Annotated in this window: 17 protein-coding genes; 11 read left to right on the forward strand and 6 right to left on the reverse strand. The window is 63.6% G+C overall.

Features of this window, described 5'->3' with window-relative positions; all coding sequences use genetic code 11:
• Positions 1 to 27: 27 nt before the first annotated feature.
• The 3 genes from AC1RPL_RS12695 to AC1RPL_RS12705 form a co-directional block, all read right to left on the reverse strand.
• Positions 28 to 387 carry a response regulator gene (locus AC1RPL_RS12695; protein WP_493069657.1) on the reverse strand — a complete coding sequence of 120 codons (360 nt, stop codon included), beginning with the start codon at positions 385 to 387 and terminating at the stop codon, positions 28 to 30.
• On the reverse strand, positions 384 to 2,525 hold the full coding sequence (locus AC1RPL_RS12700) for a PAS domain-containing sensor histidine kinase (RefSeq protein ID WP_493069658.1): 2,142 nt from the start codon (positions 2,523 to 2,525) through the stop codon (positions 384 to 386). The genes AC1RPL_RS12695 and AC1RPL_RS12700 overlap by 4 nt, the downstream gene beginning before the upstream one ends.
• Before the next feature lie 61 nt (positions 2,526 to 2,586).
• Entirely contained in the window at positions 2,587 to 3,456 is an 870-nt protein-coding gene (locus AC1RPL_RS12705) for an HpcH/HpaI aldolase/citrate lyase family protein (RefSeq protein WP_493069659.1), read from the reverse strand.
• Positions 3,457 to 3,659: 203 nt separating this feature from the next.
• Between AC1RPL_RS12705 and AC1RPL_RS12710 the strand changes: the two genes are divergently transcribed.
• Both AC1RPL_RS12710 and AC1RPL_RS12715 read left to right on the forward strand, forming a co-directional pair.
• On the forward strand, positions 3,660 to 5,507 hold the full coding sequence (locus tag AC1RPL_RS12710) for a GGDEF/EAL domain-containing response regulator (RefSeq protein WP_493069848.1): 1,848 nt from the start codon (positions 3,660 to 3,662) through the stop codon (positions 5,505 to 5,507).
• Complete coding sequence (locus AC1RPL_RS12715) at positions 5,507 to 7,357, forward strand: CHASE4 domain-containing protein (protein WP_493069660.1); 1,851 nt, start codon at positions 5,507 to 5,509, stop codon at positions 7,355 to 7,357. The genes AC1RPL_RS12710 and AC1RPL_RS12715 overlap by 1 nt, the downstream gene beginning before the upstream one ends.
• Here the strand turns inward: AC1RPL_RS12715 and AC1RPL_RS12720 are convergent.
• The 3 genes from AC1RPL_RS12720 to AC1RPL_RS12730 form a co-directional block, all read right to left on the reverse strand.
• The gene (locus AC1RPL_RS12720; protein WP_493069661.1) at positions 7,354 to 7,797 is read right to left on the reverse strand and encodes an endonuclease domain-containing protein; all 444 of its coding nucleotides are present in this window, start codon (positions 7,795 to 7,797) and stop codon (positions 7,354 to 7,356) included. The two genes, AC1RPL_RS12715 and AC1RPL_RS12720, sit on opposite strands and share 4 nt — an antisense overlap.
• Before the next feature lie 46 nt (positions 7,798 to 7,843).
• On the reverse strand, positions 7,844 to 8,995 hold the full coding sequence (locus tag AC1RPL_RS12725; RefSeq protein ID WP_493069662.1) for an SET domain-containing protein: 1,152 nt from the start codon (positions 8,993 to 8,995) through the stop codon (positions 7,844 to 7,846).
• 132 nt (positions 8,996 to 9,127) lie between these two features.
• Positions 9,128 to 10,390, reverse strand: coding sequence for a tetratricopeptide repeat protein (locus AC1RPL_RS12730; protein WP_493069663.1), 1,263 nt, complete (start codon positions 10,388 to 10,390; stop codon positions 9,128 to 9,130).
• A gap of 275 nt (positions 10,391 to 10,665) precedes the next feature.
• On the opposite strand from AC1RPL_RS12730, the gene AC1RPL_RS12735 reads away from it, so the two are divergent.
• From AC1RPL_RS12735 to AC1RPL_RS12775, 9 genes are all read left to right on the forward strand, one after another.
• Positions 10,666 to 11,994, forward strand: coding sequence for an O-antigen ligase family protein (locus tag AC1RPL_RS12735; RefSeq protein WP_493069664.1), 1,329 nt, complete (start codon positions 10,666 to 10,668; stop codon positions 11,992 to 11,994).
• A 32-nt stretch (positions 11,995 to 12,026) separates the two neighbouring features.
• Entirely contained in the window at positions 12,027 to 13,544 is a 1,518-nt protein-coding gene (locus tag AC1RPL_RS12740; RefSeq protein ID WP_493069665.1) for a NosD domain-containing protein, read from the forward strand.
• Positions 13,545 to 13,584: 40 nt separating this feature from the next.
• A complete protein-coding gene (locus tag AC1RPL_RS12745; protein WP_493069666.1) occupies positions 13,585 to 13,770 on the forward strand; it encodes a hypothetical protein in 186 nt (61 codons plus the stop codon).
• Positions 13,767 to 14,978 (forward strand): hypothetical protein, encoded by a 1,212-nt coding sequence (locus AC1RPL_RS12750; RefSeq protein ID WP_493069667.1) that lies wholly within the window; start codon positions 13,767 to 13,769, stop codon positions 14,976 to 14,978. The genes AC1RPL_RS12745 and AC1RPL_RS12750 overlap by 4 nt, the downstream gene beginning before the upstream one ends.
• A 224-nt stretch (positions 14,979 to 15,202) precedes the next feature.
• A complete protein-coding gene (gene gmd / locus AC1RPL_RS12755) occupies positions 15,203 to 16,282 on the forward strand; it encodes a GDP-mannose 4,6-dehydratase (RefSeq protein ID WP_493069668.1) in 1,080 nt (359 codons plus the stop codon).
• A gap of 21 nt (positions 16,283 to 16,303) precedes the next feature.
• Positions 16,304 to 17,227 carry a GDP-L-fucose synthase family protein gene (locus tag AC1RPL_RS12760; protein WP_493069669.1) on the forward strand — a complete coding sequence of 308 codons (924 nt, stop codon included), beginning with the start codon at positions 16,304 to 16,306 and terminating at the stop codon, positions 17,225 to 17,227.
• A complete protein-coding gene (locus AC1RPL_RS12765) occupies positions 17,224 to 18,390 on the forward strand; it encodes a DegT/DnrJ/EryC1/StrS family aminotransferase (protein ID WP_493069670.1) in 1,167 nt (388 codons plus the stop codon). The genes AC1RPL_RS12760 and AC1RPL_RS12765 overlap by 4 nt, the downstream gene beginning before the upstream one ends.
• A gap of 182 nt (positions 18,391 to 18,572) precedes the next feature.
• Positions 18,573 to 19,682: a glycosyltransferase family protein gene (locus AC1RPL_RS12770; protein ID WP_493069671.1), complete on the forward strand. Its 1,110-nt coding sequence runs from the start codon at positions 18,573 to 18,575 to the stop codon at positions 19,680 to 19,682.
• A complete protein-coding gene (locus tag AC1RPL_RS12775; RefSeq protein ID WP_493069672.1) occupies positions 19,666 to 21,018 on the forward strand; it encodes a lipopolysaccharide biosynthesis protein in 1,353 nt (450 codons plus the stop codon). The genes AC1RPL_RS12770 and AC1RPL_RS12775 overlap by 17 nt, the downstream gene beginning before the upstream one ends.
• The last annotated feature ends 51 nt before the right edge of the window (positions 21,019 to 21,069 follow it).

The raw sequence follows: 21,069 nt of genomic DNA on the forward strand, positions 1-21,069 counted from the left end.
GCGCGAATCGGCCGCGTCTCGCTCGGCCTAGCCTGGGAGAAGCCGACTAAGCGCCCCGGCGACCTGCGCCTCGCGATAGGGCTTCTCGATCATCGGCACGCCGTCGCCAAAGCCTTCGGGCGGCGCGCCATAGCCGCTGGCAAAGGCGAAGGGCACGCCGCGCAGGCGCAGCGCCTCGGCGATCGGCGTGCTGCGCTCGCCGCCCAGGTTGATGTCGAGGATCGCTGCGTCGAAGCTGCCGGCCTCGACCATCGCGAGCCCCTCGGCCAGCCGGCCAGCCGGGCCGATCGGCTCGCAGCCGAGTGCCTCGAGCAAATCCTCGAGGTACATCGCGACCACCGGCTCGTCCTCGACGATGAGCACGCGCAGGCCCCCGAAGCGGTTCATTCGGCACCTTCCGGCAAGGGCGCATCGACCGTGCAGACCAGCCCTTGCGGACGGAAGTCGATCGTCACCGTGCCGCCCAGCTCGGCGGCCAGGCCGCGCTCGATCATCCGTGTGCCGAAGCCGCGCCGGGTTGGCGTCGTCACCAGCGGCCCGCCGCGCTCCTCCCAGGTGAGCGACAGGCGGGCAGGGCCATCCTCCCGCATGCGCCGCCACGCGATCGCCACATGCCCTTCGGGCCGCGAAAGCGCGCCGTGCTTCACGGCATTGGTCGCCAATTCGTGGATCGCCAGCGCCAGGCTGATCGCGGTCTTGGGCAGGATCGTCAGGTCGGGGCCGTCGAGCGTGAACCGGCCGTTCTCGCCGCCATGCGGGCGCAACGCGTCGTCGATGATCTGGCGCATCGACACGAGGCTCCAATGCTCGCGGGTGAGCAGGTTGTGCGCCTCCGACAGTGCCGCCAGCCGCCCTTCGAACGCCGCGCGCGCCTGGGGCGGGGGCACATCGTCCTTGAAGCTCTGCTGGGCGATGCCCTGGACGATCGCCAACGTGTTCTTCACCCGGTGGTTGAGCTCGTCGACCAGCAGGCGCAGGTGCATCTCGGCGCGCTTGGCCTCGGTCATGTCGCGGGCGATCGCGTGGAGCCCCACCGGGCGGCCCTGCTCGTCCAGGTTGAGCCGCGAATTGACTTCCCAGATCAGCTCGCGCCCGTCCTTGGCGCGCAGCTTCACGGTCAGCCGGGTCGAGCCGCCATGTTCGAGCTTGCGGTTGAACGCATCCATGCTGAGCGCGAACTGGTCCGCGTCCATGAAATCCTGGATCGAGCGGCCGAGGATCTCGCTCTCGGGATATCCGATCGCCTCGAGCACCGCGGGGTTCACCGACGTGATCTTGTTGTCGAGCGTGGTGGTGATCAGGAAGTCGTTGGCCTGCTCGAAGATGGTGCGGAAGCGCGCCTCGCTCTCGCGCAGCTTCTCCTCGGCGCGCTTGCGGTCGGTGATGTCGAACGAGACCCCGACGAAGCGGCTCGGCCGGCTGTCGGCATAGTCGATGCGGCTGCCATGGCTCTGCAGCCAGCGTTCGGCGCGGTCATCGGCGCGGCAGATGCGATATTCGATCGTGTAGGGCACGCCTTGCGTGAAGCAGCGGCGCGCCGCAGTCTCCGCCAGGGCGCGGTCTTCCGGATGCACGCGGTCGAGCCATTCCTGAAACGTGCCGCGGCTGTCCGGCCGGCGCGCCAGGCCGAGCAGATCGAAGCGGTTGGGCGACCATACGCCCTCCAGCGTCTCAAGATCGACTTCCCAGGTGGCCATGCCCGCCGTCTCGGTGGCGAGACGCAACGTCTCCTCGTTCCGGCGCAGGGCCTCCTCGTCCTCGCGGCGCTGGGTGACGTCCAGCGTCACCGAAAGCACGCCAAAGGGCTCGCCCGTCGGCCGGCGGATCACCGCCACGGAGTTGTTCACCCAGACCACGCCGCCATCCTCGCGGATATAGCGCTTCTCATGCGTGTAGGGCGTGCCGTCGCGTACTGCCTTGTCGAACAGTGGCACGTTGCGGTCCAGGTCGTCCGGATGCGTGATCTGCTGCATGGTCATGCCCATCAGCGCGTCGCGGCTCCAGCCGACGATCGCGCAGAAGCGGTCGTTGACCAGGGTGAAATGGCCGCTCAGATCGACTTGGCCGAAGCCCGCGGTGGTCTGGTTGATGAAGGCGGAAAGCTGCGCCTCGCGCTCTCGCAGGGCGAGTTCGGCGATCTTGGCCTCGGTTACGTCATGGGCGACGCCGATGAAGCCGATATGGCGGCCCTGCGCGTCGCGGCGCGGCTGCGACGTGGAGTGGAGCCAGCGCCATTCGCCCCGGGCGTTGCGATAGCGGCCCTCCAGCGCGAACGTCTCCAGGCTTGCTTCGCCGGCAATCGATTCAGTGAGCATCCGCGCGGCGTCATCGGGGTGGATGATCTGCCGCCAGTCGAAATCGAGGGCTTCGTCATAGGGCACCCCGAGGAATTCGACATAAGCACGGTTGACGAAGCTGCGCCGCCGGTCGAGCCGCGTCACCCATACCGCGACAGGGGCGCTGTCCGCGATCAGGCGGAACTCGTCCTCGCCAACCGGGAGCGGTTCGGCCGGCGCGTCGGTCATCGGGCCCGGTTCAGCTGCATCATCAATTTCCTAGACGTAAGCCCCGGCAAAGCAACGGCTATTACCGGCGCATCGCCAGCACTGCCTGGGCGCGTTTCAGATGCGGCATGTCGAGCATCTCGCCGTCCATGCCGATCGTGCCGGCGCCGGGGTTGGAATTGAAGGCATCCACGATACGGTTTGCCCGTTCGATTTCTACGAGGGAGGGCGAAAAGGCGTGATTGATCACCGGCACCTGGTCCGGATGGATGGCGAGCATGCCGCGAAAGCCCGCGCGGCGCGCCTTGGTCGCGACCGTCTCCAATCCGTCCAGGTCACGGAAGTCGCCATGGATCGTCTCGATCGGCGTCACCGCAGCGGCTGCGGCGCCGGCGAGCGCGAGCGCGCGGAACACCTGATAGGGGAAGTCATACTCGCCGGTCTCGTCGCGATTGTGCGTCGCGCCGAGTGCGGTGGCGCTGTCCTCGGCGCCCCAGGTGAGCGCGGCGAGGCGCGGGCAGCCCCCATAATCGCCCAGGCCGAAGATCGCCGGTGCCGTCTCGGTCGCCACCACGATCGTGCGGATCCCGCCCTGGGGAAGGCCGTGCGCCGCCTCCAGCGCGGTGAGGTAATGGTGAAGCAGTTCGGCTTCGGTGCGCGTCGCCTTGGGCAGCATGATCCCGTCGGGCCGGGCGGGCACGATCGCAGCGAGGTCGGCCAGCGCGTGCCCGGTATCGAGCGGATTGATCCGCACCCATTGCGGCTGGGCGCGCTCGGCGGTCTTCAGATGCCCGGCGACCAGCGCGCGGGCCACCGGCTTGTTCGCCTCGGCCACCGCGTCTTCGAGGTCGAGCAGCACCAGATCGGCTCCGCTCGCACCGGCCTTGGCGATCTTCCGTTCGGAATCGCCCGGCGCGAACAGCAGCGATCGTGCGGCCAGCACTTCAGTCATGCATCCTCCTGTTATGTGGCCTTGCTATCGTGCCGGGGCAGGCGGGTAAACCGAGCCGCTGGCCTTAACCCTCTCAGGCGCGATTTCCTCAGCCAGTGCGTAACGATTTTACGCCTCCTTAACGCTGTCCGCTTACCCCGTTTGCAGGTTTGAGCGAGGGGATATCTTACGTGCGCATTTTGATCGTGGACGACGAAAGGGCGATGCACGAGTCGTATCGTCAGGTATTCGGGGCACGTTCCACCGGGAACGCGACGGCACTGAACGCCATGGCTGCCGAACTCTTCGGCGACGACGATGCAGCGCCTGAGCCCGAGCCCGCCAACGATGTGCTCGAATTCGACTGCGCCCATTTCAACCAGGGTCTCGACGCGGTCGAGGCGATCAAGGACTCGATCGAGGCCGGCAATCGATTCTCCGTCGCATTCATCGACGTGCGCATGCCGCCGGGGATCGACGGCAAGGAAACCGCCCGCCGCATCCGCGCGCTCGACCCCGACATCAACCTGGTGATCGTCACCGGCTATTCCGATTTCTCGCCGCTCGACATCAGCCGCGCCGCCGGCCCGGCCGACAAGATCTTCTACATCGCCAAGCCCTTCCAGGCCGAAGAGGTGATGCAGACCGCCACCGCGCTCGCGCACCGCTGGGAAGCAGACGGCAAGCTGCGCAGCGCGATCGCGTTGCTCGAGGAACAGAAGCTCGAGCTCGCCGCCAACGAATCCCGCGCGGTCCACATCGCGAATCATGACTCGCTGACTGACGCGCCGAACCGCCTGTCGTTCCTTCACATGCTCGGCAAGGCAGTGAAAGGGGACCAGTGCTTCGCCATGGCGATGATGGACCTCGACCGGTTCAAGATCGTCAACGACACGCTCGGCCATCTCGCCGGCGACGAGCTGATCCGCATGGTCTGCGAGATACTCCAGACCAATGTACCCGCAGAAGGTTTTGTCGCCCGCTTGGGTGGCGATGAATTCGCCATGCTTTACCCGGTCACCGGCGAGGACGAGGCGGAGATGATCGCCGAACGGCTGCTCAAGGCGGTGTCGATCAGCTTCAAGGTGTTCGGCCATTCGGTCCAGGGCGGTGCCTCGGTCGGCCTGATGGTCGTCGCGCCCGGCACGATCAACGATCCGATCGACGTGATGCGCCGCGCCGACCTCGCGCTCAACGACGCCAAGCATGCCGGCCGCGGCATCGTCCGGCTGTTCGACGAAGTGATGGACGAGTCGATCCGCTTCCGCCGCCAGATCGAAGGCGGACTTTCCGAAGCCATCGCCAAGGGCGAGCTCAAGCTGGTCTTCCAGCCGATCGTCGGTCGCGACCAGCTGGAGATCACCGGCTTCGAGGCGCTGATCCGCTGGTGCAGCCCGGAATATGGCATGGTCTCGCCGGGCATGTTCATTCCGATCGCCGAGGAATCGAACCTGATCCACGAACTGGGCGACTGGGTGATCGATCGCGCAGTGGAGACGGTAAAGACTTGGCCGGGCCAATATGTCTCGGTCAATTTCTCGCCGCGGCAGTTCCGCCGCCACAATTTCGTCGCGCACATCATGGAGCGCGTCGCCAGCGCCGGCGTCGAGCCGGGCCGCTTCCAGATCGAGATCACCGAGACGGCGATCTTCGACGATGTCGAGCGCGCCGCCGACACGCTGTTCCGCCTGCGCCAGATGGGTTTTCGCATCGCGCTGGACGACTTCGGCACCGGCTATTCGAGTCTCTACAATATCCGCCGCTTCGCGCTCGATTGCCTGAAGATCGACCGCAGCTTCGTCGACGGCATGGGCCGCGAGCGCGAGAGCGCCGCGATCGTCCATTCGGTCATCCATCTTGGCCGCGCGCTGGGCATGGAAGTGGTCGCCGAGGGCGTGGAGACCCAGGCGCAACTCCAGGCGCTCCGCCTGGCCGGCTGCAGCCATATGCAGGGCTATCATCTCGCGCGCCCGATGGACGCCGAGGATGCGCTGGTCCTGGCGAACAACCGCTTCATGGGCGCCGACGATCCCGAGCCCGAAGTTGAGCTGAGCAACGGGACGCACGGCTGATGCCGATCGCGGGGCGCCTCAAGGCGCCGGCGTCGCTCGGCGCGAAACTGGTTCTGATACTTACCGGCGTCGGCGTGCTCGGCGCCGCTGCGCTTGCCTTGCTGCTCGCCACCGTGATCACCCCGAGCTTCAACAAGCTGGAGGACGATGCAGTGGGTGCGCACGTCGCGCGCACCCAGGCCGTTGTCCATGACGTCGCCGCCAAGGTCGAGAACGCGGTGCGCGACTATGGCGACTGGAATTCGTCCTACGAGTACATGGCCAAGCCGACCAAGGCGTTCGAGGAAGAAAGCTTCTCCGCGCTTGCCATGGTCAATCTCGACGTCAACGGCATGGCCTATATCCGGCCCGACCGCTCGATTGTCATTGCGCGCTGGCTCGACCTGGAAAAGCAGGCCGACGTGCCGGCGATGCGCGCGCGCCTGACCAATGCGATTGCCCGCCTCGACTTCGCCAAGGCACTCCACGGCCAGAGTTCGGCCGGGTTCTTCATTCGCCTGGGCGATACGCTGGCTTCGGTCGGCATCGCGCAGGTTCGCAAGAGCGACGGCAGCGGCGCGCCAAGGGGCTATGTGCTGATGGCCCGCGCTGTCACCGCAGCACAGCTCAGCACGCTGCTCCAGCTCAAGGCCAGCCTCGCGCTCGACAACCCGGTGGCCCAAGTCACCCGGACGCCCGGCACGAGCCGCACCCAGATCGCCGTGCCGATCCCCGGCCCCGATGGCCGTTCGGTCGCCACCGCCACCTATTCCGTCCCACGCGATCTCTCGACGCTGGGCACGCGCATGCTGATCCTCGCCGTAGTCGGATCTTCGGTATTGTTGGCGATCGTGCTGCTGGCACTGCGACGGATGATCACCCGCCTCGTCCTGCGCCCGCTGAAGCGCGTCGAGAGCCATATGGGCGTGGTCCGCGCCTCGGGCACGCTCGGCCTGCTCACCGACAAGCAGCGCGACGACGAGATTGGCAGCCTTGTCACCAGCTTCAATTCGATGCTCAAGCAGCTCAAGGACCTGCGCGAGCAACTCGAGGTGCAGAGCTTCACCTTGGGCCGCAGCGAAAGCGCGGTCGCGGTGATGCACAATGTCCGCAATGCGCTGAACCCGATCAGTACGATCCTAAGCCAGGGCCTGGGCACCGGCGCGCCGATGGATCGTGCGCTGCTCGACCGCGCGCTCTCCGAGCTCGCCGCCGAGGAAGCGCCAGCGGTCCGCCGCCAGAAGCTCGCCGCATTCCTCGCCGCCGCGATCGAAAGCGTGGAGCAGGAGCGCGCCGATCGCCGTGAGCAGATCGCGGTCGGCCGCCAAGCCATGCACCAGGTGCTGGAGATCATTGGCCAGCAGCAGGAAGCCGCGCATGAGCGCCCGCCGCTCGATGCCTGCGACATCACCGATATCGTCGCCCAGAACGCCACGATCGCGCGCTATTCGGGCGAGAACTCGATTGCCTTCAGCTTCCCCTCGGCCACGAACTGGGTGATGGCGAACCGGGTGATCCTGAGCCAGGTGGTCGGCAATCTCTTCGCCAATGCCGCCGAGGCTATTGCTGCAACCGGGCGCAACAGCGGTTCTATCGCGGTGACGATCCACGCCAAGGGCGACAGCACCGAGATCCATATCCGCGATGACGGTGAAGGCTTTGACCCGTCGAGCGCGCCCACGCTTTTCCAGCGCGGCTTCTCCACGCGCGCGCACAAGTCGGGCGGGCTGGGGCTGCACTGGTGCGCGAACTCGATGTTGGCGATGGAAGGCCGGCTCGATCTGGTCAGCGACGGCAAGGGCACCGGCGCCAAGGCGATCCTGACGATGGGAACGGCGCGGCTGGCGCAACCGCAGGAGATCGCGGCTTAGGTTCGGGAGGAGGCTGACCTTCTTCTCCCTCTCCCCTTCAGGGAAGAGGGCCGGGAGCGGGGCTGTCGCATAGCTTCGCCAATCGCCCCGAGTACGGCCTCGAAATTCCCCATCACGTCGGCATTCGAGAACCGAAGCACGCGAAAACCCATTCCTCGCAGCTTGAGATCCCGCGCGGCGTCATAGCCCTCTCGGCCCGCATGCGTGTCGCCATCGACTTCAATCACCAGTAATTGTGAGCGGCTGGCGAAGTCGACGATGCACGAGCCCAGCACAGTCTGGCGCCTGAACTTGACGCCCTCGAAGCGCCTTGCCCGTAACGCGTACCAAAGTCGCTGTTCTGCCGGCGTCATTTCGCGGCGCATCTGTCTGGCATATCCGAGTAGTCGGCGATCCCGCATGCCCCTCTCCCCTGAAGGGGAGAGGGAGAAAGGAAGCATATGCCTCTCGGCCCGTTTGGATCGAACCTTGTCCGTTCGGACAAGCTTATCGCCTACCGGCCACCTTCCGCGTCTTGGCTACGTCGTCCTTCCGACGGAGGTACGGCGCCACCAGGTTCCGCGCCCGGAACCACTCCTGCCGATCGGGATCGAGGCTGTCGAAATTGCCGATCACCCGGCGACATTGCTCCGAGCGGCACTGGCAGATCATGTGCCAGTTCGATTCCCGCAGCGTCGTCGAATAGTCCCAGGCGATCTCCGCGCCCGGTTCGATTGCGCTCACGGCGACCAGGAACACGCCGGCATCGGTGAAGCGCAGCCCGGCATTGGGGTCGCAGCTATGGTTGACCAGGTCGTCGATCCGGCCGGACGGGCCCATATAATGGTCCGGCGTCACTTGCACGAAGCGGTCGCCGCGGCCGCGCATCAGGCTGGGGATCTGATCGGCGCGAAAGCGGCGGCCGGTGAACTCGATCAGCACATCGCCTTCGGCAAAGCTGCTCGCAGCGAAAACGGCCTTGCCCAGATGGTTGTCGCCCACCTTGAAGAGATTGTCCGAAGGCCGGTAGCGGTCGAACCAGACCAGCCCGCCGCGGCGCGTGCCGAACGAGCGCAGTGGGTTGATCGTCGCCAGGCCGATCAGGAACCACACGCTGGCATGGCAGAGGAACTCGACCACGACATAACCGAGTTCGGCCACGCCCAGCTCGGCGCCGCGAACCGCGACCAGTAGCGTGGCCAGGTCGCCAAAGGTCCACAGGCCCCAGGCCGGCGAACGCTCGCGGCTGCGATCGGTCCACACACTCGCCCAGGTAGGCCAGAAGCTCACCGGCACGGCGATGACCACCAGCATGTGCGCCCAGAAGGCCTCGCGGAAGACGAGCCACAGCATCAACGCGCTCAGGCTGGCCGCGATGCAGAAGGTTTCAGTCGGGGAGGGCGGGGCCCAGGACGAGCGCCGCCAGATGCCGAGCGTGACGACGATGCAGGCGACCGAGGAGACCGCGAACACCCAGCCCTGCGGCGCGCCGGGGTTCACCGCGGCATAGGTCAGCGCCTCGAGCGTGGTCGCCGCGCTCCAGATCAGCCACGACGCACGGTTCGGCTCCACCAGCTCGCGACGCAGCCCGATTAGGTACGTCGCATAGCCCGCAAAGCTGAATCCGATCGCCAGCCAGAACCAGATTTCGGCAGTCAAAAACGCCCCTCCCAAACGCGGCGTTTACCATATTCGGGATTCGTCGTCTACGCGCGACTCGCGTTGAATCCGCGAGTCGCGCTATTTCGGAGGCGTCGGCGAAGGGATTTTCAGGCGCTCGCCCGGATCGCGCTATCTGGAAGCAAACATACTGGTCGTGCTGGTGTCCCGAGCAGACGCCTGTCCTTCGGGCAGCAATTCCACACTGGATATCGAGCCGGTGTAGTTGGCGAAATCCGTGCTCCCGGAGGCAAGGAGCGACAGATACTGGACAGGGCAACCGGCGGGCACAGTGAAGGTGCCCGAGAAGGCCTTCCGGGTCGCCGGAGCGAGGGATGTTTGGCCAAGGGAATTGCCGCCGACGCAGTTCAATTCCCAGCGCGGCGCGGACTGCCCGGTTTCGGCGTCGCCGCGAAGCACATAGCGGCCCGCCGGCAATAGCTGCATCTGCCGCAGGAGCAGGCCGCTGCTGCTGGGCCAAACATTGTAGGTGAATACATTCGCCCCGCCGTCATATTGGATCGACGTGGTGATGCCTTCGCCGTTGAACAACTGCCAATCGAAGGTGGAGCGGCTGGCCGCCGACGAGGCGAAGCGCGGATCCCGGGAACGGTCCCGCCGCAAACCCGGATGGTCGGCGGCATACAATGCCCAAGCCTCGTCGACGGCCCCCTTGCTGACAAGTGAATCGACAAGCACGGCGACGGGGGCGTCCGACACAGGCATGTGGGCTTGCCGCAGTTCCCGGACGAAATCGCTGACGGCTTTGGGCTCCGAGCCGTTTTTGGCGGCGAAGTATATGAAATCCGGACCCCATTGCGGCGTGGAGCGGAACAACTTGATCAGCGCGCTGCGAATGTCCGATGCCGAAAGGCTGTCCGCCAGGATCGGAAACAGAACATCCTTGGCGCCAGGCGAGGTGCGTAAGGCGATGTCGTAGTGCCGAAGCGCCTCCGGGATGTCTTCGCGGTTTACTGCATCCTCGATCGCCCAGAGTTGCACGCGCAGTTCGCGACGCGATATCTTCTGGCTCTGCACGAACATGCCGCGGGCGGCTGCGCTCTCGTTGCGTAGCTGAGCGTTTGCGGCGAGGGTGAGCATCGCCTTGACTGCAAGGGGATCGTGCCGGAGCGCCTCACGTGCGAGGGCATCGGTTTCGGCAATCTGCGCCGCGCCGGCATCCACGGCCAATTCGCCAAGGGCATAGCGCGCCGTGATCTCTCCGTTCCAGGGTGCCAGATTGTGGGCCTGCTGCACGGACCTGAATTCCAGCGAATTGGCGCGGGTTTCCTGAACCACGAAATATATCGCGATCAGGCCGATCACGACGAGCAGCGCGCGCAGGGCCCAAATGGCCCGCACCGGAATCTGCCGTCCCCAGCTCTCAACCATCATACGCCCTTCCGTTCAGCTGGCTTCCATTAGGCCAGCGGAGATGCCAGGTAAAGCGAGCTCCGGGCCGGGATAGCGCACCGACGCCGGGCGCGGCATGCCGGGTTGACGGCGGGGATTGGACCGGTCACTTGCTGCGGCGGTGTAACTACGACATCGGTCGAGCATGGGAGCGGCGAAAAGCAATGCGGCAGAGGGCGTATCCCATCCGATCGCGTAGCCGCTCTGGATCCGGCAAGCGGGAAGAAGCGGAGGCACCAAAACTGCCCTTCTGGCTATTGTCGGCCTTTTTCGTGCTGCTGTTCTGCCTTGGTGGAAGCTCGCAGACCGGCGTGGCATTCCTGTATATTTTGCGCGGGATCGCGGTGGCCCTGTTGATTTTGGGGTTGGTTACCACCTCCCCGGAGCGATGGCGCCAATATTGGATTCCGTTGATGGTCGCGGGTGCGATCATCGTGCTTACCCTGCTGCACTTGCTGCCGCTTCCGCCCGCGATATGGCAGGCGCTGCCCGGGCGGGCACTGGTCAAGGAAAGCGACGTGATTTTCGGGGTCGCGCAGACATGGCGCCCCCTTTCCCTGGTTCCCTCCGAGACGCTCGACGCGCTCGTCGGATTGAGCGTGCCGTTGGCCGTGCTCGTGCTGGCGGTGCAGTTGAGCGCGGATGATCGGGTCCGGATCCTCTTCGTCGTGCTTGCTCTGGCCGTGGTCAGCGCACTTTTCGGGATCGCACAGGCAGCCGGCGTTCCGCTGAGCCTATACCATAGTCTGGGCACGCCCGAGAGCATCGAGGCAGCCGGGCTCTTCGCCAACAAGAACCATCAGGCGGCGCTGCTTGCGGTGTTGTTTCCAATGCTGATGGTGGCGGCGCGCCTGGGAGCGCGGTTCGGCTGGAACCTGGCTGCGCTTGAGATCGGCGCAATTGCCGTGGCCGTGGCGCTGGTGCCGCTGTTGATCGTGACCGGATCGCGTGGCGGCCTTGCAGTTGGGTTGCTTTCGATCTTGTTGACCTTCGGCCTGGGCTTTGCCGCCGATCGCTGCTTCGGGCACCTCAGCGGCTTCTGGCGTGGCGCGACCAAGGTGGTGATCGTGGTTTTGCTGATCGCGGTTGCGCTCGGCGTCACGATCTTCGCGCAGCGCGACCTGGCGCTGAATCGCATGAGCAGCCTGGGGGAGGATCTCAGGCCGCAGCTCTGGCGGAGCATCCTGCCGATCGTGCCGCAATATATGCCGCTGGGATCCGGCGTCGGCACCTATGTCCAAGTGTACCAGGTCAGCGAACCTGAAGCGATGCTGCGTGCCACCTATTCGAATCACGCGCACAATGAATATCTGGAAGTCGCCCTTACCGCCGGCGTTCCCGGTTTGCTTCTGCTGCTGACGGTTGCGGCGCTCGTCGGTGTCGCGCTTTGGCGCAGCAGGAAGGGCAGCCAGTCCGACGTACTGCTCGCGCGCCTGGGGGCGACGATGTTGATCCTGTTCGGCTGCGCCAGCCTAGTTGATTATCCCTTGCGCACGCCGCTTCTCGCCTCGATCGCCGTGCTCGCGGCAATATGGGCCGTCGGCTGCACCCTGCCCAGGAAACGCGAATTCGGCGCGGAAGGTTAACGAGCACTGCCATGGTTTCACGGCGCGGGATTTTGAACGGTACCGTCGCGTTGACCGGCGCTTCTGCCTTGGGGGCAGGGGCGCGGTCAGCCGAGGTCCAGGGGCGCGTGGCCGATACTGGCGGGGCTTCCGCATGGCTGTCGATTGGCGATTTCGGCGCCATACCCGGTGATGCCGCGGACAATAGCGACGCCATCCAGAAGGCAATTAACGCCGTGGCGGCCGCAGGGGGCGGGGCGATATGTGTCCCGGCGAGCATCTATCGGTTCACCCGTCCGCTACAGCTTCGTTCCAACGTCATGCTCTATGGCCTTGGGAGCGCATCGGTCCTGCATGCGGTGAACAATCGCCGGGCCGACGCCGTGCAGGCGATCGGGTCGCAGTCGCGTCCCCTGACCAATATCCGCGTTTGCGACCTCAGGATATTGGGGGATGCGCGGTTCGCGGAGGGGCGGCCGAGCATCATCAACGGTGCGGGACTCCAATTCACCTATGCAGACGACTGTGAAGTCTCGAACGTCGACGTCATTGGCTTTTCCGACGGCGGCGTCGCCTTCCTGAATGGCAGCCGCAACGGCGTGCGGCATTGCCGGGTGCAACGGACCGCCCAAGGCATCAGCTTCACCGCCAGCGACATCTCCGTTTCGGGGAATATCGCCGTCGGCAATCACATCAGCGAGACGGGCGAATATAACGGCCTGCATCTGGAGGGGGGCTTTGGCGGCCGTGGTCGGGGCGAAGTGCGCAACACCACCCTCACCGCCAACACGGTGGCGGACAGCTGGGAGGCGGGGATCAACATCGAGCTCGCGCCCTATACGAGCTGCGTGGGCAATACGGTGGTGCGATCCGGCATGGGGCGCTCCGCCATTAACATGGGCATCAAGCTCTACGGCGGGTATCGCAGCAGCGTCTGCGGGAACACGATCTCGGACTCCAGCGGACCGGGCATCGTGCTGGGCGCGAACAGCGGCGAATGTGTCGTGGAAGGCAATGTCACCGCAGACAATGCGGCGTCCCTACTGGTGACCGACAGCGGTGTTCACGTGACAAATGATGTCGCCATTGGCCTGAACAGCTTTACCGAAGGCGATATTCGGACGAGCGGCAACATCCGCATCCGGAACAGAAGCCTGGGGCTGAATTTCGAGAACCGCCCCATTCCTGATCCCACTACGCTGGATTGGTATGAGGAGGGGCGTTTCGAGCCCGAACTGCGCGGCCAGCGAGGCGGCCCGATCGACTATGTCCAGCGCGACGGACGCTTCACGCGCATCGGAAATCTGGTCCATGTCGAGGTCGTCGTTGCCTGGCGCCAGCACCGGGGCAATGGCGCGCTCCAGGTTTCGGGACTGCCTTATCCCAGCGCGGGTGCATCTTCGTTTCTGGTGATCACGCAGTTCGGCGGGGAATCGGAGGCCGGGCATGGGACGCTCTGCTCCGGAGGTAAGTCCATTTCGCTTTCCGCCGGTTCGGAAGCGAATCGTCGGCTCGAAATGGCGGGGACAATGCATATCCATTTTTCTGGCCAGTATATCGTCGCAGAATAACCGAATCGCTGGCGTGGGCCCCAGATCTGTTCCGCCTGGCATGACCATCCGCCTGATGGCCGCGGAGGAAGGTTTCGAGCGGGGCTTGCCCGGCGGGCGTATCGTCAATAGCGGTTTTAGGGGAATGAGGGTGATTTCGCCGCTACGCCGATTGATCGCGGACATCTTGGAGCCAGGCGGGGCTCCTTCGGTAGAGCTGCAAAATCTAGAGGAACCGATTTTTTGACGAAGGAAAGCGATTTCAAATTTTCGCCGCTTGTCTGCATGCTGATGGGGCTTGCGGTGGCGGTTCCGATCGCGCCGGAGTCTCGGCTCACTGCGTTCGATCTTGTCGCGATGTATCTCATCGCGACGACATGGCTGCGATATGGCCGGGTATTCCATGTGCTGATCGGCGTACTGGTGCTGAGCATATCGATGATGGCGATTTCCGCGCAAATCCACGGTTCCGGTGCCTACGCCTTCTTGAGCCGCGCCTATCAGCCGATCACGCTCGTTGTTGAGATCGTCGGATATTTCTTTGCGATAATGCGGACGGACGTGCGCGGGCGTGGAATGCTCGTGCTGGGCGCAATGATCGGAATGTGCTGCCACTATTTCTATCCTACCGATCTTCGCGTCTATGATAATCCCATCAAGTTTCTCGTCGGCACTCCGTTGGGCGTGGGAATTGCCGCTGCAGCCGCTCTGGTCGCGCGGGAACGGCAAGCGACGACACTTCCCGTTGTAGGAGCACTGCTCGCCTATGCGCTGCTATGTTTCTTCATCGGTGCACGATCGATCGGCGGCGTTTACTTCGTATCGGCACTGGGCCTTTATATTCTCCCGCGATACAAAGTGCCGCGGGACTATAGGAAAATTGCTCCAATACTCATGGTGCTGTTCGGCTTGGCTGCCTATGGTTTCAGCGAGCTGTATGCAGAGCTTGCCATACGCGGTTTCTTCGGAAATCGCGCGGCGAGCATTGCGATTTTCCAGGACTCCTTTGGCTCTATTCTGATCGGTGGTCGACCGGAGATCGTGGTCAACCTTCGCGGGATCATGGATTCTCCGCTGGTCGGCGTGGGTATCGGTAATTACCCTTCTCTCTACATATATGAAACTATTCAGCTTGCCGTTTATGGGGCAAACGAGATACTGAATGAGGACAATATCCTCTATCACTCGGCGATATTTGCGACTGGTTTTGAATCTGGAATTGTGTCGGCGCTATTTTGGGTGGCGCTGCTCTATCGAACTTTGTTTGCAATTCCTCTGCTTTCCAAAATGCCGCCCTTGCAAGTCTCATATATGATGCCGCTTCTGATGTTTTCTGCGTGGCATTTGGTTTATTCGCCACCGATTCCATACAATAGATTTATTCTGGGAATTGGTCTTGCGTTTGCATATCATCTTTATTTCGAGTGGAAGGCTTCATCCCGCTCGCGCGGCTAGCTGGCGGGCCACCACGGCTGGCTGCAAGCCTGTGGGCGCGCTGTTCTACAAGCCGCTGGACAGATGCGGAGCGGGTTTGTAGGCACGCTCAAAGTCTCTATCTGTTTATAGAAATTACTATGCGGATTTGTGAATTTCTATGCCGGAGCGCTGTGCGCGTTGGCTGGTGTTAGAAAAAACCGAATAAGGGGCATGGTAATTTTGCTGGGATTGGTATTGATATTATGAAGCGCGCACTAATTACGGGTGTCACCGGTCAGGACGGGGCGTATCTTGCTGAGTTTCTTCTCGGCAAAGGATATGAGGTTCACGGAATTAAGCGCAGGACCTCGTTGTTCAATACGGACCGTATCGATCATCTGTTCCAGGATCCGCACGAGCAATCGGTTCGTTTCGTCCTGCATCATGGCGACCTGACGGACTCGTCGAGCCTCTCGCACATCATCCAGAAGGTGCAGCCGGACGAGGTGTACAACCTCGCGGCGCAGAGCCATGTGGCCGTTTCGTTCGAGGAGCCGGAATACACCGCCAACTCGGACGCGCTCGGTGCGCTGCGTATTCTGGAGGCGATCCGCATCCTGGGGTTGTCGGAAAAGACCCGTTTCTATCAGGCCAGCACCTCGGAGCTCTACGGCCTAGTGCAGGAAACGCCGCAGAAAGAGACAACGCCTTTCTATCCGCGTAGCCCTTACGGCGTGGCCAAGCTCTACGCCTATTGGATCACGGTGAACTATCGTGAGGCCTATGGCATCTATGCCTGCAACGGCATCCTGTTCAACCACGAGAGCCCGTTGCGCGGCGAGACCTTCGTCACGCGCAAGATCACGCGAGCGCTGGCCCGTATCAAGCTGGGCATGCAGGATCACCTCTATCTCGGCAATCTCGATGCGAAGCGCGATTGGGGCCATGCCCGCGATTACGTCGAAATGCAGTGGCTGATGCTGCAGCAGGAGAAGCCCGAGGACTTCGTGATCGCCACCGGCGTGCAGTACAGTGTACGCGAGTTCGTGGATGCGGCGGCGAGCGAGCTTGGCATGACGATCCGGTGGGAAGGCGCCGGCGTTGACGAAAAGGGCTATCTGGACGACGGAAAGTGCGTCGTCTCAATCGATCCGCGCTATTTCCGTCCCGCCGAGGTCGAAACCCTGCTGGGTGACCCGACTAAGGCCAAGACCAAGCTGGGGTGGTCCCCGAAGACCAGCTTCGCGGAGCTGGTGAAGGAAATGGTTGCTGCCGATCTCGCGGAGGCCGAGCGTGACCAGTTGGTCAAGAAGCACGGATATCACGTGCACGATCGGACCTGATGGCATCATAGAGATCGTACGATGAAGGTCTTGCTTACCGGCGCGCGCGGGATGGTCGGGCGCAACATCCTCGAACATCCGTCTGCCGTTGCGCATGAGATGCTTGCGCCCGGGAGCGCGGATCTCGACCTGCGCGACTATGCGGCTGTGCGCGCCTATCTGAACGCGGAGCGCCCCGATCTGGTGATCCATGCGGCCGGGAAAGTCGGCGGCATCCAGGCCAACATGCGAGAGCCCGTCTCGTTCCTGGTCGATAATCTCGACATGGGCCGCAATATCGTGATGGCGGCCCATGAAGGGGGCGTGAAACGCCTGCTGAACCTGGGCAGTTCGTGCATGTATCCGCGCAACGTCCAGGAACCGCTCCAGGAGAGCATGGTCCTTTCTGGCCAGCTCGAGCCTACCAACGAGGGGTATGCGATCGCCAAGATCGCCACCGCGCGCCTGTGCGAATTTATCATGCGCGAGGACTCGTCGGTTCAGTTCAAGACGTTGATCCCGTGTAACCTCTATGGTCGATACGACAAGTTCGATCCGCAGCGTTCTCACCTGATCCCGGCGATCATCCACAAGACCCACATGGCGGTCCGCGACGGCGTCGATACGGTGGAGATCTGGGGAAGCGGTGAAGCGCGCCGCGAGTTCATGTACGCCGGGGACCTGGCGGATGGCGTGATGCGCGGCATAGATGCATTCGATACGCTGCCCCCGGTGATGAACATCGGGCTCGGCCGTGATTACACGATCAACGAGTATTATGCGGCAGTCGCGGAAGTGATCGGCTTCACGGGCAGCTTCGTGCATGATCTCAGCAAGCCGGTCGGCATGGCGCGCAAGCTCGTCGATGTCAGCTTGCAGGAAGAATGGGGCTGGTCTCCCGCGCATGGTCTGCGGGAGGGCATCGCCGAAACCTACCGCTTCTACCTGAAGGAATATGAAGCATGACGATTGAATTTCCGCTCGCGACGTCTTCCTGGGGGCAGGAGGAGCAGGACGCGATGCAGCGGGTGATCGCCTCCGGCATGTTCACCATGGGGAAGGAAGTGGAGGCCTTCGAGCGCGGCTTCGCGGACTATGTCGGTAGCCGGTATTGCGTGATGGTCAATTCGGGCTCGTCAGCGAACCTGCTGATGACCGCGGCGCTGTTCTACACCAAGAACGATGCATTGCGGCTCAAGGCGGGCGACGAAATCATCGTGCCGGCCGTGTCGTGGAGCACGACCTATTATCCGCTCCATCAATATGGCTTGAAGATCAAGTTCGTCGATATCGACCTCGCGACGCTCAACTACGACCTCGACCAGCTCCGCTCGGCGATCTCGGACGATACGCGGGCGATCATGGCGGTGAACCTTCTGGGCAATCCCAATGATTTCGCCGCGATCAAGGCGATGATCGGCGATCGCGACATCGTCATCATCGAGGACAATTGCGAATCCATGGGCGCGACCTTCGAGGGGCGCTTCGCGGGCACCTTCGGGGTGATGGGCAGCTTCAGTTCGTTTTTCAGCCACCACATCTCCACCATGGAAGGTGGGCTGATCGTCACCGACGACGAGGAGCTCTATCAGATCCTCCTGTCGCTTCGCGCGCATGGCTGGACGCGGAATCTACCCAAGCACAATCTGGTTTGCAGCGAGAAGAGCGATGATCCCTTCGAGGAGTCCTTCCGCTTCGTGCTGCCGGGATACAATGTGCGCCCGCTCGAGATCGAGGGTGCGCTTGGCGTCGAGCAGCTTCGCCGCCTGCCTGGGCTGATCAGTGCCCGCCAGGCAAATGGCGCGCTGTTCCAGGAGGGTCTTGGCAACCACCCGCTGGTGATGATCCAGCAGGAGATCGGACAGAGCAGCTGGTTCGGCTTCAGCCTGGTGCTCCGCCCGGGTGTCGAGATGACGCGCAAGCAGCTCGTCGAGCGGCTCAACGGGATCGGTTTCGAATGCCGTCCGATCGTCGCCGGCAATTTCGCGAAGAACGAAGTCGTGCGCTACTTCGACAGTGTGGTTCATGGCGATCTCAAGAACGCCGATCACATCGACCAGCGCGGAATCTTCGTCGGCAACCACCATTACCCGATTGCCGAGGCAATCGATGCGTTGGCGACGCTTTGACGCGAAAGAGGCTTCCGATGTGCAAGGGGTGGGGGGGCTCGGCGGAAATAGGTAGTGCCCGCCTGGCACGTGCTTAGCGGCCGATGGCTAAACCCCATATTCTCCTCTGCGAGCCCGATGCGTCGGGCCATCGCATGGTTTTCGTTCGCTATATTGCCGAGGCGATCGCGCGGTGCGGCGCGGTGCGCGCGACGCTGGTGACCACGGCGCAGGCGGCCGCGCTCCCCTGGACCCGTGCCATGCTCGACGAGTTTGGGGATTGTCTGGACCTCCATCTGCTTCCCGAGGGGTTGGCAGGCCATTCGCTTCTGCCCGCGAAGTTCGCGCGGCAATTCGAGAACAGCCGGCGGTTCCGGGATGCGGCCGCTTCCATCGCCGGCAAGGATCGACTGGACTATGTGTTCGTGCCGTTCCTCGATGATTATTGCCTCTTCCCCTTCGCCGTGACGGCCCGCCCGTTTGGCGGGATCCCATGGGGCGGGATCGCCATCCGGCCCCGTTTCCATCTGCGGCATGTCGGCGCGATCGCGCCCTCGCGCTGGCAGGACCGGATCGAAGCGCTGGCCTATCGCCGGATCGTCAAGAACCCGTCGCGCGGGCTGATATTCAGCATCGACCCCTATTTGGCGCCCTATCTCCAGGCGGCCGGTGTCGAGACGATTTGCGATCCCGCCGACATCGCGACGGTGCCCGCCGACCGCGATTGGCTGGAGGTGCCGGACCAGGCCATCGTGCTGTTGGCATATGGCTATATCGATCATCGCAAGGCGATCGACCGAATGCTGGCTGCCGCGTTGGACCCCAAGATATCCGAGCAGCTGGTTGTCGCGCTCGTCGGTACGCAGGAGCCGGGCATGGCGCAGGTGCTAGGCGGCGAGGCGGCTCGAGCTTTGCGCGCGCGCGGGCGGCTGATCGAGGTAGCACGGCGCGTCAGCGAGGCCGAAGAGGCCTCCGCCTTCCTGCGCGCCGATATCATCTGGGGCTATTATCCCGGCAGCTATTGCTCGAGCGGTGCGATGGTGCGGGCGGGCCAGATGGCGCGGCCATTGCTGGGCACGCGCGAAGGACTGGTCGGGCAGCTGACCACGCAGCATGGCAGCGGCACTACCGCGCCGGAGGCGGACGACGCTGCGCTTGTGGAGGCGCTGGCGCGCTTGTGCAACGATGCCGGCCTGCGGGAGCGCATGGGGCGTGCGGGCCTCCGCAATTTCAAGGACGCTACGGGCTTTTCTTTCGGAAGTCTGATCGTGGAACGATTGATCGAGACGATGCATGATGCCGGAGGACGTTGAAGCGCTTGAGGATCATGCGCAGCATGCCGAGCGCCGGGCTTTCCGCGCGGGGCGCGTGCGCCTCGCGTTCCTCACCAGCGCCGGATCGAAGGCGCTCGGCATGGCGGTGCAGTTCCTTGCCGTGCCGCTGGCGGTGCGCTCGATGGGCGGGGAGCAGTTCGGCATCTACACGATGCTCGTCTCGGCGCTCGTCTGGATCGACCTCGGGCGTGTGGGCATCGGCCCGGGCCTGACGCGCGAGCTCGCAGTGGCGTGGAACAAGGGCGAGCGGCTCCGGGAACATGTCCTGTTCTCGACCGCGATATTCCTGCTGCTGGGCATCGCCGCCTTGCTCGCCTGCCTGCTCGCTGGCCTGTATCTTGTCGCCGAGCCGCACCTCGATTTTGTGTTCGGCGATTCCGCTGCCCGGTATGGATCGGACATCCGCTCGGGCATGATCGTGGTCGGCGCATTTCTGGTGGCGCAGATCATCTTCAGCGTCGGCGAGGCGGCGCGATCCGCCTATCAGGACGATTTCATCAACAACTTGATGAATACGGTTGCGAATTTCGTATCGCTCATCCTGATCTTCTGCGTCGCCTTCTTCTGGCCGACCGTGCCCGCATTCGCGCTGGCGGTGTTCGGCGCGATCGCGCTGGGGAAGGGGTTGAACCTCCTCCTGCTGCTGACGCGCTCGAGGCCCTATCTCTTTCCCAAATGGAAGCTGGTCAACCGCGCCGAGCTGCGGTTGCTGATGGGCTCCAGCCTGGCATTCTGGCTTATCCAGATCGCGACGTTGCTGATGCACAACATCTCGCTCGTGCAGCTCGGGCACATGATCGGGGCCGCAAACCTGACGCCGTTCGCGGTGGTCTTTCGACTGTTGCAATTGCTTTCGACCGCGGTGCTGATGGTGACAGCGCCGCTCTGGCCGGCGATCACCGACGCCGTGGTGCGGGGCGACCACCAATGGATCCGTCGCGCCTTTGGCCGGCTTTTGCGTGCGGCGCTGATCTTCTCCGTGGCTGTCGCGGTCGGCATTGCACTGCTCGGCTCGGTGGTGATCCCGCTTTGGGCGGGCAAGGAAGTGCAGCCGGGATCGCTGATGAACGCGGTTCTGGGCCTTTATTTCATCATCTGGATGTGGAATCACTGCAACAGCATCTTGCTGTTCGGATTGGGGCGGCTCTGGATCGTCGCCTGGGTCACGCTTGCCGAGGGAGGCCTGGTGCTTCTGTTCGGCTGGCTGCTCGTGCCGCGGTTCGGGGCCACCGGCACGGCGATCGCGCTGTGCGCGGCCGGGCTTTCGACCACCGCCTGGATTTTGCCACGTGTTGCGCGCCGCGCACTAGCATAGAACGCACGGCATCTTTATGGCGCGCCGCAATATCAGGACCAGTGGGGGCTA

It is taken from the genome of Sphingomonas sp. GW821-FHT12D09 (genome assembly GCF_058807215.1).